Below are 13181 nucleotides of genomic sequence, written 5' to 3'. Positions count from 1 at the left end.
GCACCTGATTCACTCACGGTGACGCCAATTACTTTGGGTAACATTTATTTAGATGTTTTAATCGATTCTGTTTCATGGCGCGTTTGGCTTTCCATTTCTCTTTGAAGAACTTAAAGGCCAGCGCGAAGATGAGCGTGATCCCCCAAACCGCGAGATTAAAGTGCAAGCTGACACCCAATAGGCTCAGGCCTGTGGCGATCACTTGCAAAACCAGCAAGGCACAGAACACATGACTGACTTTACCCACGCCACCGAAGGGGTTGGTGCCACCGAGCACGATAGCCAACACCGTCAACAGCAAGTAAGAGTCGCCATAACCCATTCGTGCTGAGTTAAAGCGCGACATCATGATCAGTCCTGCCAACACACACAGCAGGCTGGAGATGGAGTAAATAGCCATCATCACGCGATCGGTGCGAATGCCGCTAAACCAGGTGGCGTTGATGTTGCTGCCACACATATAAATGGTTTTCCCCAGCCGAGTTCTCCCTAACAGCAGGGCGAGCAGCAGTGAAGCAACGATAAAAATGATCATCGGAATGGGGATACCCATCACCACCTCGGAACCGATGCTGCGCACAATGGGCGGCATGCCACTGAGCGCCGCCCCTTTGGTCAGATAAACACCGATACCGCTAATAATGGTCATACTGCCCAGCGTCACCAAAATAGGGTGAGCACCGATGCGAGAGATCATCAACCCCGTCAACGTGCCGATGATGACGGCAATCACCGCCGCGCCAAGTAGGGCAAGCACCAGCCACAGCAGTTGCGTGGCGGTGCTGGCATCTGCCGGCACATATTGGATAAGCAGCCAAGCCATAAACAGGCCGGTGAGGTTAGCGGTGCCGATAATCGACAGATTTAACCCGCCACTGAGCATGGGGACGAACATGGCAAAGGTCAGCAGCCCGAGCTCTGGCAATTGGAAGGCGATGCTCAGAAAGGTGTTCTCGGTTAAAAAGCGGCCGGGCATCGCCAAACTGAACGCCAGTGTGGCAAGAATGCAAATGCCCAATAAGCCAGAGATGGTGCCGTCGAAATGGAAGAACGCGTTCTTTTTCATAAAATGCCCCTGTCAGACAAAGCCAACATCAGTTTCTTTGCGTTTTTTGTAATGGGTGACGCAAATGGCGGCGACGATCACCATGCCAATCACAATGTTGACGAAGTAACTGGACACGCCGATCAAGTTGAGGCCATTTTTCAGGATGCCGATCAGGAAAACGCCCATCAAGGTGCCCACCACCGAGCCACGCCCACCGGACAAACTTGCGCCCCCTAACACGGCGGCGGCCAGCACATCTAACTCGCCCCCCACTAAGGCACTCGGCACCACTTCACTCATGCGATAGGTCTGCAACATGCCACCAATGGCCGCGGCTGCGCCTAAATAGCCGTAAGCGAACAGATAGATAAGCGAGACACGAATACCGATGCGGCGGGCAGATTCAGGGCTACCTCCAACGGCATATAATTGGCGGCCAATATGGGTTTTATTCAGCAATAGCCATGTCAGTAGCGCGATAGCGAGCATCACCACCAATGGCAAGCCAATCTGGTAACTCTCGCCATTAAAGGTAAAAGGCAGAATGGAGCGTTGGGTTATCCACCAGTCCGGCAAGTCATAAATGCTGTGGCCGTTAGTTATCCACATCAACATGCCGAATAGCAGTGACTGCATACTGATGGTGATAATGATGGAAACAATATTCAGATAGTAAATCAGTACCGCATTGACGAAACCGAGTAGCACCCCAATGGAGATGGCGATGACCAGACACAATATCGGGCTGGCAATCACCTCATTGAGTAGCAGCGAAGCCACCACGTATTGCACCACGGAAGCCACGGCGGCAAAGGAGATATCAATACCGCCCGTCACCAAAACCACAAACAGCCCGAGTGCAAACACCCCGGTGACGGCATAGCTTTCCGTCAGGTCCAGCAGGTTTTGGATGGAGAGAAACTCACTGCTCAGCAGCGAGAACAGGGCCAACATCATGACGATAACCCACGCCAGCCACCCTTCAACGGATTGCGGTTTGAGTCTGCTTAGATTAGCCATTGATGACCTCCGCAAGCTGTTGTTCAGTCATTTGATTTGGGATCAGTTCGTTGACGATGCGGCCCTGTTTCATGTGCAGGATGCGATCGCAGTTGTAATAGGCTTCAGGCACTTCATCGGAGATAAGCAAGACAGAGATGCCGACACCAGACAGGCGGTGGATCAGCTTATAAATGCTGTCTTTCGCGCCGATATCGACCCCGACGGTTGGCGAGTCAAGGATCAGGACTTTCGGTTTGGTGAGGATCCATTTTGCCAGCACCACTTTTTGCTGATTACCGCCGGATAAGGTCGACAGCGGGTTATCGGGATCGGTGACTTTGATGTCTAAATCCTTCACCCACTCTTGCACCAACGCTGCTTGTTTGGCTTCATCAATCAGGTAAAGCGGTGTGCGGATCCGTTGCAGAATCGACAGCATCATGTTGTCGCCCACCGATTGCGGTAACACCGCACCCAGCGTCAAACGGTCCTCAGAGACATAGCCAATGCCCAAATCAATCGCATGGGTGTTGTTTTTTATGTGCACGGTATTGCCATCGATGGCCATCTCGCCACGATCAGGATGCGTGATGCCAAACAGACTCAAGGCCAACTCAGTACGCCCTGAACCCAGTAGGCCGCATAACCCCAACACTTCACCGCGATGCAAACTAAAGGAGATATTCTCAAATTGACCCTTACGGCTCAGATTATCGAGTTGCAGTACCACTTTACCCAGCTCGGCATTGGGTAATTTCTGTTCGTGGGTGATGGTGAGGCCGGTCATTAATTCGGTAATTTTACCCACTGAAAGGGTGTCGGCAGGCCAAGTCCCCACTTTCTCACCATCACGGATTACGGTGATACGATCTGAGATTTCTTTCACCTCATCGAGCCGATGGCTAACAAACACTACGGTGATATTTTTATCGCGCAGATAAGTGACGGTACGCAGCAGTTGGTTCACTTCGGTGCGGGTCAGCGAAGCGGTCGGCTCATCCATGATCACCAGCCGTGCATCCGCCACCAAGGCACGGCAAATAGCGACCTGTTGACGTTGAGCTATCGGGAGGTTTTGTACCAGTGCGTCGGGATCGAGGGTAAAAGCCAACTCTTGTAATATCTGATTCGCTTTCTGTTTGATTTTGCGTTGACTAAACCAGCCGAAATAGCCTTTCAGGTTGTATTCGAAGGCGATGTTTTCTGCCACGGTCAGGTTAGGGAACAGCGACAAATCTTGATAGATCACTTGTACCCCTAAATCGCGAGCGCGATCGGGTGTCAAACGGGTGTGTGATTTGCCATCGATAATAATTTCACTGCCATCATCAGGGGCATAAACACCACTGATGGTTTTAATGAGCGTACTCTTGCCGCAGCCATTGGCACCGGCCAGACAGTGCACTTCGCCTTTATTCAACGTCAGAGTGATATTTTTGAGTGCCTGATGTCCGCCAAAGCTTTTCGAAAGCGTATTCAGCGTGATGAGCGGCACGTCTCTATCAGCATCAGAAATATAAGTCATCGTGCAGTTCCCCGGAAAACGGCCTCACATTGCGGGCCGAAATAAGTGCCGGGCAGGTCATGACCCGGCTTATTCCTTGCTTTTTATCGCTGGGCTTGGCTTACAGGCCGAGCTTGACTAGACGCTTGGTATTTTCGACGTCCAGTTTTTCTGGGTTATCACTGAGAATGGTATTGCCTTTGGTTTTGATCTCACCCATATCGCCCAGTTTCACGCCGTCTTTAATCGGCTCGCCATTCATCATGGCGGTTGCGACTTGCACAAAGACCTTACCGGCCACCATTGGGTTGGAAATATAGCCGCCGTCAATGGCCCCTTTTTCCAGCAGTTTGATGCCTTGGCCCGGTGTGAAAGTACCGAATACGCAGGTGGTATCGTTTTTCTTACGTTTATCAATGGCGCGACCAGCACCAATCGGACCTTGCGAACCGAACGACATAATGCCTTTCAGATCTTTATGTTTAGAGAGCAAGTCGTTGGCGGTACGCATGGAGTCATCCACGGATTCCGCGACGCCGAAACGATCTTCAACCAGCACCATTTTCGGGTAATTGGCTTTCTGGTAGGCAATGGCGGCATCCGCCCACTCATTGACTAATGGTACGGTGAGGCTGCCGACGAACATGGCGTATTTGCCTTCTTCGCCCATGCATTGCGCCATATCTTTCATGTGGTTGGCACCCATGCTTTGGGTATCGAGCAATTCAAAGTCCCAGTCAGCATTGGTTTGGCCTGGTGATTCATGGGTAATGACTTTAATGCCCGCTTCCTGCGCCCGTTTCAGCACCGGCTCCAGCACTTTGGCATCATTCGGGACGACCCCAATCACATCGACTTTCTTGGCAATCAAGTCTTCGATGGCACGAACTTGCTCAGCAGGGTCTGCGGTGGTTGGGCCGACTTGCCACGCATTGACGCCCAGCGCTTGGCCTTCTTCTTTAATGCCTTGTTCCATCACGTTGAACCAAGGAATACCGCCCACTTTCACCACCACCCCCATCGTGAAAGGTTTATTGGCTTTTTGTGGGACTTTGCTGTCATCAGCCCAAGCGGCATGAGAAGCAATTAATGTCGTGATTAAACAGGGTAAGATTAACTTTTTCATTATTAGGTCCTCAGAAAAAACGATTAGCAAGCAGCACCCGTTATCTTTCAAATAACAGGGGTATTGGCTATTCGCCGCTTTCCTGTTCTCGGAAATAGATAGGGGTGGATACATTTATTGTTATTGTGTGGCTCTTTCTCTGGTATTGGCGCTATTATTCAGATGAATAATTCTGTTATTTGTCCGATTCAATAATGCTTAATTTAGGATTATCACTGCGATAATTTTGTGACACTAATCTATTTGTAATCAGAATATCCACTTCATCCAACATGCATATTTTGCAAAATGCATATTGGTCAAATTTACTGGAGTCCGCTAAAAGTATTTTTTGCCCCGAGACTTGTAACATCACTTGTTTTAATTTCGCATTAATATCATTGCCATCGCGAACACCACTTTCCTGATTAATCCCCTGACAGGAGAAGAAAAAGGTATTTATTTGGAAATTACGAATGGCATTTTCCGCGACCGGGCCATGAAAATCATCGTGACGCGCTGAGTATTCTCCCCCGATACCGATAATCCGAACCTTATCGCGACAGGCCAGTGCTTGAATGATCTTGACCGAATTGGTCACAACGGTTATCTCAATATCGGGGATTTGCCGTGCCAAAAACCAACAAGAACTGCTGTTATCCATCAATATACAGTCGCCCGGATGAATAAATTGTAAGGCAGCTTTAGCGATTTTCATTTTCGTATCAGGGTGTTCCTCCGTCCGCTTACGGAAAGACTCGGCACGGTCAATGGCATTCAAACTGTAGTGGGTTTCTTTGATGTCGATGACGGACAAGTCTGGGCCATCCAGTGCGACGGCACCGCCAAAACTGCGAATCAGCTTTTGCTTTTTCTCCAGTACGGTCAGGTCACGGCGAATGGTCTCTTGCGAGACTTGGCATAAGACCGAGAGCTCAGTCACCAGCGCCGATCCTTGCTGCTGTACATGGCTACAAATGATTTTATAGCGTTCGGCTTGTAACATGCTGACCTCAATCTTCGTCTTCGCGTTTATCGTAAAACGCACCCATACCATTCATGCTGCTATATTGGTATTTATCTGCTGTTTATACAGTGATTGAATTCAAGTATTACTTTAAGGCCCGTTTCACCCTAAATTAATGTGACTCTAATCACTTTAATGAGCGATTACTGGTGGTTGATTTCATTTGATATGTGCGCTTAATCTCATATAAAAGGCTTATTGGCCGGTAAATAGGTCAACTCTGGTAATAAAAAGTCATGATCGGGCATTAACTCGATGACCGAATATGCCCGAGTTAGACTGAATGGGTTTGTTTGATGCGTTGCCTCTCTTCGGCGGCTTTAATTTAGCCCTAAATAGGGTTAGGTTAGTTTGCAAGCGGGCAAGCTCTTTTATTGATTAATCGCTATTTAAAATATGCCCTAATGAAATATTGCCTTTTTATTAGTCTCACTGTTTATCAGCAGGATTTATAAGCTGAAAGTTATTAACCAAAAGTTATCAACAGACGTTATTAACAGCATGGGTAAAGTGAAATCATAAATTAATTTTATCCATCACCGTTTTTATAACCCATAGTGATTTTTATTCATTGCCCGTACTGAATATCACTTCATGAGGTGGCATCATGTTAGAACAGTTAAAACAGCAGGTGTTTGAGGCTAATTTAGCCTTACCTAAATATAAATTAGTGACGTTCACGTGGGGGAATGTCAGCGGTATTGATCGCGAACAAGGCTTGGTGGTCATTAAACCTTCCGGTGTTGAATATGATGGCATGACAGTAGACGACATGGTGGTGGTGGATTTGGTGACGGGCAACGTGGTGGAAGGGAATAAAAAGCCCTCTTCTGATACCGACACTCATTTGGTGCTATATCGTGCATTTGCTGAGATAGGCGGCATTGTGCACACCCATTCGCGCCATGCCACGATTTGGGCGCAAGCCGGTCAGCCGCTCTCGGCCCTCGGTACCACCCATGCTGACTATTTCTATGGCCCGATCCCTTGCACCCGTTTGATGACCGATATTGAGATTGCTGGTGATTATGAACGAGAAACCGGTCATGTCATCGTCGAGACGTTTACCCAAAAAGCGCTCGATGCTGCGCAAGTCCCCGCAGTGCTCGTGAATGGTCATGGCCCCTTTGCTTGGGGCAGCAATGCCAATAATGCGGTACACAATGCTGTGGTATTAGAAGAAATCGCCTATATGAATCTTTTCACTCACCAACTCCAACCCGCAGTGGGCGAAATGCAGCAAACTTTATTGGATAAACATTATCTGCGTAAACACGGCGCAAAAGCCTATTACGGCCAGTAATGGCCGTTGGGAGGCGTAAAGAGGCTATTTACGCCTCCCAGCGGTTTATCTGTTCATCTATTTGAGGGTATTTATTCATTGCTCGCATTCGAGATAACTTGCTCTACATCTTCCAGTGAGCCTATTTTGACTTCCCCCGTTCTGCACATTTTACTTTTATCAATCAACAGAATGGATTGCGTCGCGCGCTTAAGTAGCATGGTTTTGAATTCAGCATTAAACGGGTTCGAATCCCATAAAATGCCATCGGTATCAATGCCCTCACAGGAAAAAATAAACAGATCGATCTCGATGGTTTTCAGCAGCGAGAAAAGTGCCGGATTGACATAGCAGGCATATTTGCGTTGTAAGTGGCCGCCAGCGCTGATCAGTTCGATATTTTGATGCTTCGCCAGCTCCTGACAAATCCGCACGCTATTGGTAAACACCGTGATATCGATATCAGGCAGTTTTTTCGCTAAATACCAGCAGGTTGAGCTGGCATCCAGTGCAATCACCATCCCGCTTTCAATCAGTGACAGCGCATGATCCGCGATACTGGCTTTGCTGGAGAGATGGCTTTTCAGCCGCGTAGTGAAAGGATCGCCGCTATCTTTGGTCGCGCGTTTGATACTTTTAGCCCGCCCGTGTTGGCGGATGATCAATCCTTGCGCCTGTAACTCATTCAGATCACGGCGAATAGTTTCCTGACTGACACCCAGTAAGCGGGCCAGATCAGCCGTCGTCAGTGTTTCTTGCTGCTTAATCTGTTGCAGAATTTCCTGGTGACGAGACGCTTTCATGATCCTCTCCGTCAGCAAAGCCCCGTGTTTCATGCCAGATGAATACCGACATTAAATACAGGGCTAAAAGGGTGAGGTTACGTGATCACTTCTTTAAAAAACAGGCGTCACCCCCTTCTTTAACAGAATATTGCCGTACTTGGCTGTTTCACCTGTGATGACGATCGCAAATGCCTGCTGCGCACGTTGGTAAAACGCGTAACGTTCAATGCGCTCCACCGGTACGGCTTTTTGCGTGCCAAACAGCGCGCGTAAATAACGTTCCTCAACGCTAGCATCGAGAGTGTCACCTTCAACGGCGGCCATCATCACCAGCGGTGGTGCGTAACTGTCCAGTTCGAATAAGGGAATGACCGCGGCTAGCAAGGCACTGACGGATAACCCATCAGCACGGATCACTTGTGGCCCACCATTTTTACCCAAGGTGTGGGCGGGGAAATGGGCGTCTGAGAAGATGATTTCATCACCGTGTCCCATTTCCGCTAATGTTTTTAGCAGTTGTGGCGACAGCAACGGCGAGAGGGTTTTAAGCATGACATTCTCCTTCCAAGGGCTGAGTTTCGGTTATCTGGGTGGGGCTGGCGGTGAGTGCCTGATAAAGAGGCTGCTGCTGGCCCGGCTGATAATATTGGTAGCGATAATTCACCTGCGATCGGGCTTCTTCTGCGCTGGCGTAGTAGCCTGCGGCATGCCAAGCAAACAGTGCTGCACCCAACACCGTGGTTTCCGACTCATCAATGACTTTTATCGGCAAGTTGAGCACGTCAGCTTTGATTTGATTCCATAACCCATTGCGGCTACCCCCGCCAACCAGCAGTAACTCTCGGGTACGAAACTCGCCAATCTTTTCCAGCACAGCTAAATTACGTTTTAATTGCCACGCCAGTGCTTCCAGTGCCGCACGATAAAAATGCCCGCGCCCACTCAACAGTGAGACGCCTTGCCAGCCCCCCGATAAATGATGGCGCGTGTTACCCAGCAAATTGCAATCCATACGGACACCCTCGGCACCCGGTGCGATAAGTTCTGCCTCGGCAATCATTTGCTGATAGACGTCAGTGCAGGCGGCATCGTGCCAATACAACTGCCGAACCCACTCTAAGACGCCTGAGGCGAGCCATTGCAAACCGGGGTTAAAAAGCCGCTGGCAACTGTCTAATTCACAGGTGGAACCGGCAAATTTCGACAGCAGGGCGGTGTTAACCTGCGGCGTGCGGACCATCAAAATTTCCCAAGTCCCCGATGACAGCACAGGTTGATCACTCTCGGCACCGGAACCGAACAACGCGAACTGGGTGTCGTGACCAGCCGAGATCACTGGGATACCCGCCGATAACCCCAATTTAGCGGCACTGTCGGGTAGCAGCGGGCCGATGATGTCACCGGCGGCTACCATCGGTGGGAATAAATCGGCGTGAATCCCTATTTTTTGTAAAATTTCACGGCTGAATTGTTCGCGTTTCACATCCAACAACTGACTGGTGCCCGCCATCGTGCGGTCGGTGGTGAATTCCCCCGTGAGGCGCTGGTTGATTAAAGACGAAATAAAAAGCCAAGCATGGGCTTGCGCCACTAAATCTGGGCGGTTTTCTTGCAGCCAAATCAGTTTGTACAAGGTGTTAAAGCTAAACTGACCGATGCCGGAAATTTGTTGTAGCTTTTCGGCGGGCATATAGCGGGCGATATCGTCCATGATGGCCACCGTTCTTGGGCACTTCCAACTGATTATCGGGTACAGCATGTTGCCCTTGGCATCGACTAACGCACCATCAACACCGAAGGTGGTGACCGTGACGGCATGAATCTTATCCTGATGAATTTGTGGCAATAATTGACGGCAACATTGGGCGAAACTGTCCAAAATACCGTCCAATGGCCAGAGTTGCCAATGGGGATTAGCCGGATCGGGTAGACTCTGGTTGGGCAAAACAGCTTTGGCGATGACGACGCCTTGAGGATCGACCGCAATCGCCCGGATATTGGTTGCGCCGCAATCCAAAACAATGACCACATCGCGCTTCATAAATGCTCCTGCTAACCGCAAGGATGATGAGCTGACTCAGGTGCACCTTAGCGACACCTGAGTCAGGTTATTTCACTGATTTTTATTTATTGCACTGACTTCTATTCGCGCGACACATTATTTTTTGTATAACGGGCCGTAGTTCTGGCAAGCGCGATAATCCTGTCCTTCGATATCCATGCCGTGTGCGCCCCAAGCCGTTGGTCGATAGACGCTTTCTTCTTCCACGTTGTGCATACAGACCGGAATACGCAGCATCGAAGCCAAGGTAATTAAGTCCGCGCCCACATGGCCGATGGTCAATACACCGTGGTTTGCTCCCCAGTTTGCCATCACGGAATACACATCACTGAAAGGCCCTTTACCGGTCAGACGTGGCGCAAACCAAGTTGTCGGCCAGCTTGAGTCGGTACGTTTATCCAAGGTGTCATGGACCGATTTCGGCAATTCAACACTCCAACCTTCGGCAATTTGCAGCACGGGGCCGACGCCCTTAATCAGGTTGATACGGCTCATGGTGAATGGCACGCCGCCACGGGTCAGGAAGCGAGAAGAGAAGCCGCCGCCCCGGAAGTATTCATGGATCGCTGGGCACCATTCGGTCGCCGCTAAACAGGCATCGGCTTCTTGTTGGCTGACTTGCCAGTGGGGCTTAATGGTCGGTTTGCCCTGAGCGTCGTTTTGGCGGCAAGTCCCGTCCAGCGCAGCGGAACCCGAGTTGATCAAGTGAATGATGCCGTGCTGAGCTTCACCTTCCAGTTGATGCCCTGTGACCCGTTGTACTGCTTCGGGTGACCAGTAAGTGCGAACGTCGGCAAAGATCTGCGCAGTGCCGGTCAAGGTATGACCAAATAGCATCGCGACGCCATTGAGACTGTCATTTTCAGTGGCGATCACCATTGGCTCGCGCACCCCGTTCCAGTCAAATGAACTGTTGAGCAACGCTTCTGCGGTATCGCCGTTTGGATATTGATCCGTCCAGTGGCGTTGTCCTTGGAAACCCGCAGCAATGGCGTTATAGCCGAGCGCTTCTTCACCAAAACCTTTGGCCGCCAGTGAGGGATTACCCTGCATCATGTCGCGGATACAGATGGCCATTTGCAGACTTTCACGCAGCACTGCTCGGCTACTTTCCGCTGAACGACGGTACTGTTCAGCGTTTTTATCCGGCCCGTATTTGAAGTTGCTATCCGCCCATGACAGCGCCAGTTCTAACTCTTTTTCATCATAAATTTTGTTATCAATGCGGCGACGCAATTCAGTCATGTCAACCGCTTGTACTTTCATCCCTAACCAAGACTCAAAGAAGTTATGGTCGACAATTGAACCGGCGATCCCCATTGAAACCCCACCGAGGGAGAGATAACTTTTGCCTTTTAAGCTGGCAACCGCTAAACCTGCACGGGTAAAGCGCAACAGTTTCTCCTGCACATCGGCTGGGATCCGCGTGTCATTGGCATCTTGAACGTCATGGCCGTAGATAGAAAAAGCAGGTAAGCCTTTTTGATTATGCGCCGCCAGTGCTGCCGCCAAATACACTGCGCCCGGACGTTCAGTACCATTGAAGCCCCAAATGGCTTTTGGACGGAACGGGTCCATATCAATAGTTTCACTGCCGTAGCACCAACAAGGTGTCACGGTGATGGTCAGCCCGATATTTTGCGCGCTGAACTTATCGTCGCAAGCGGCAGCCTCGGCCATTCCGGCGATACAGGTATCGGCAATGACACATTCCACCGGTGTCCCGCAGGGGTGGCGCACAACTTCTTGCAGAAATTCAGCCGTGGCGCGGGCCATTTTCATCGTTTGTTCTTCTAGTGATTCTCGCACCCCCATTCTGCGTCCATCAATTACAGGGCGAATACCAATTTTGGGTAATTTAGTGGTCGTTTTCATCATTGATCCTTGTGTTCTTTAGCGAAATTTAATTTTTCAGTAACCGATGGTCTTAATTTATCGGCGCAGTTTTGAATTTGGCGAAAATAAAGATAATGGCGAAGCACAGTGCCGGAATAAGTTCAGCGGTTGGAATATTCCCCGCAGCATCACTGACCAGCCCCATAATCGGAGTGACAATACCGCCACCGACAATGGTCATGACAATAATTGATGCGCCATATTTGGTATCTTGATTCAGGTTCTTAATGCCTAATGAGAAAATAGTCGGATATTGTATTGACATAAACATGCTGCATAGTGTGAGCGCCAATAATCCGATGTGACCGCCAAATGCGGCAGAGACAATACATAACAACATGGAAATAAACGCATATGCCGCTAATACTTTTTCTGGTGCGAATCGAGTAATTAACCAAGTGCCGCTAAATCTACCGATAAAGAAACACACCATGGTTGCCGTGAGATAATTAGCAGCATAGCCTGGGGTGATATTCGGTAATTCTTCAATGGCATAACGAATTAAATAACTCCAGCAGGCGGTTTGAGCACCAACATAACAGAATTGTGCTAATACGGCCCAACGCCAATGACTTATTTTTAATAACCGCGGTAATGAAGAAAAGAAGGAACCATTATGAGTATCGTCAGATTCACTTTTTATCGTTGGGAAGCGGGTAATAAGAATTAATAGGGCAACAAAAATTACCACCGCCACAATAATCAGATAAGGTAATTGAACCGCTTTCACCAAGCTATGATGGTAGCTATTTAAATCCTCGGCAGAGAGTTTATCTAAGACTTCCTGCGTTTGATGAGGAACATTAGACAGGATTAAACTTTGCCCGAATACCACGGCAATAATGGCACCGAAAGAGTTAAACGTTTGGGCCAGGTTGATACGGAAATGACCGGTTTTCTCTGGCCCCAACACGGTAACAAAGGGGTTAGCCGCCGTTTCAAGGCAGCCTAATCCCGCTGCGATGATAAATAAACCGATTAAAAACAACGTGTAGTTCATGGTTTCAGCAGCGGGCCAGAATAGCGCGGCACCAAAAGCATAAAACAGCAAGCCGGTGATGATCCCTGCTTTGTAGCTGAATCTTTTCATCAAGATCCCCGCAGGAATCGGAATCAAAAAGTAGCCAAAATAGAAGGAAGATTGAATCAAACCGGCCTGAAAGTTCGTTAAAGTAAATGCCTGTTGAAACTGGGGGAGTAAGATATCGTTCAAATTATTTGCGACTGCCCAAAGGAAGAACAGTGAGCAAAGCAATGCAAAAGGAATCAGATACCTTTTTTTGTTGGCCGACTCGTCACTTACCGAGGCGGAAATTTTGGCACTATCTGTTTGTATGAGTATGTTTGCCATGATGCCCTCGTCAGATGTTTCACTATACCTTTCGTACTTGACGTGTTTTTTGCTGCCCACCCGTCACGTCAATGTTTCTGGGTATAATTCGAAAATACTTAATGTTCGACAGAAGTTTT

General features: G+C 49.1%; 11 protein-coding genes. 1 reads left to right on the top strand and 10 read right to left on the bottom strand.

What is annotated here, in order from left to right; translation table 11 throughout:
• Window positions 1-28: 28 nt before the first annotated feature.
• The 5 genes from BN68_RS09370 to BN68_RS09350 all read right to left on the bottom strand — a co-directional run bounded on the left by BN68_RS09370 (window position 29) and on the right by BN68_RS09350 (window position 5665).
• Window positions 29-1066, bottom strand: a complete 1038-nt coding sequence (locus BN68_RS09370) for an ABC transporter permease (RefSeq protein ID WP_019210915.1) — start codon at window positions 1064-1066, stop codon at window positions 29-31.
• 12 nt (window positions 1067-1078) lie between these two features.
• Window positions 1079-2068 carry an ABC transporter permease gene (locus BN68_RS09365; protein WP_019210914.1) on the bottom strand — a complete coding sequence of 330 codons (990 nt, stop codon included), beginning with the start codon at window positions 2066-2068 and terminating at the stop codon, window positions 1079-1081.
• Entirely contained in the window at window positions 2061-3575 is a 1515-nt protein-coding gene (locus BN68_RS09360) for a sugar ABC transporter ATP-binding protein (protein WP_019210913.1), read from the bottom strand. Before BN68_RS09360 ends, BN68_RS09365 begins: the two co-directional genes overlap by 8 nt.
• Before the next feature lie 100 nt (window positions 3576-3675).
• On the bottom strand, window positions 3676-4680 hold the full coding sequence (locus BN68_RS09355; protein ID WP_019210912.1) for a substrate-binding domain-containing protein: 1005 nt from the start codon (window positions 4678-4680) through the stop codon (window positions 3676-3678).
• Between the two features lie 175 nt (window positions 4681-4855).
• On the bottom strand, window positions 4856-5665 hold the full coding sequence (locus tag BN68_RS09350; protein WP_019210911.1) for a DeoR/GlpR family DNA-binding transcription regulator: 810 nt from the start codon (window positions 5663-5665) through the stop codon (window positions 4856-4858).
• Between the two features lie 628 nt (window positions 5666-6293).
• On the opposite strand from BN68_RS09350, the gene BN68_RS09345 reads away from it, so the two are divergent.
• Window positions 6294-6989 carry an L-ribulose-5-phosphate 4-epimerase gene (locus BN68_RS09345; protein ID WP_019210910.1) on the top strand — a complete coding sequence of 232 codons (696 nt, stop codon included), beginning with the start codon at window positions 6294-6296 and terminating at the stop codon, window positions 6987-6989.
• Between the two features lie 71 nt (window positions 6990-7060).
• Here the strand turns inward: BN68_RS09345 and fucR are convergent, their stop codons facing one another.
• The 5 genes from fucR to fucP form a co-directional block, all read right to left on the bottom strand.
• Window positions 7061-7771, bottom strand: a complete 711-nt coding sequence (fucR, locus tag BN68_RS09340; RefSeq protein ID WP_019210909.1) for an L-fucose operon activator — start codon at window positions 7769-7771, stop codon at window positions 7061-7063.
• Between the two features lie 93 nt (window positions 7772-7864).
• Window positions 7865-8305: an L-fucose mutarotase gene (gene fucU / locus BN68_RS09335; protein ID WP_019210908.1), complete on the bottom strand. Its 441-nt coding sequence runs from the start codon at window positions 8303-8305 to the stop codon at window positions 7865-7867.
• Window positions 8298-9794, bottom strand: a complete 1497-nt coding sequence (fucK, locus tag BN68_RS09330; RefSeq protein ID WP_019210907.1) for an L-fuculokinase — start codon at window positions 9792-9794, stop codon at window positions 8298-8300. Before fucK ends, fucU begins: the two co-directional genes overlap by 8 nt.
• Before the next feature lie 117 nt (window positions 9795-9911).
• Complete coding sequence (fucI, locus tag BN68_RS09325) at window positions 9912-11690, bottom strand: L-fucose isomerase (protein ID WP_019210906.1); 1779 nt, start codon at window positions 11688-11690, stop codon at window positions 9912-9914.
• A 52-nt stretch (window positions 11691-11742) separates the two neighbouring features.
• Complete coding sequence (gene fucP / locus BN68_RS09320) at window positions 11743-13062, bottom strand: L-fucose:H+ symporter permease (RefSeq protein ID WP_019210905.1); 1320 nt, start codon at window positions 13060-13062, stop codon at window positions 11743-11745.
• Window positions 13063-13181: the final 119 nt, after the last annotated feature.

The sequence above is a fragment of the Yersinia massiliensis CCUG 53443 genome, from assembly GCF_000312485.1.
In the GTDB taxonomy this organism is placed as follows: Bacteria; Pseudomonadota; Gammaproteobacteria; order Enterobacterales; family Enterobacteriaceae; genus Yersinia; species Yersinia massiliensis.
This window is presented reverse-complemented; position numbering and strand designations above follow the sequence as displayed.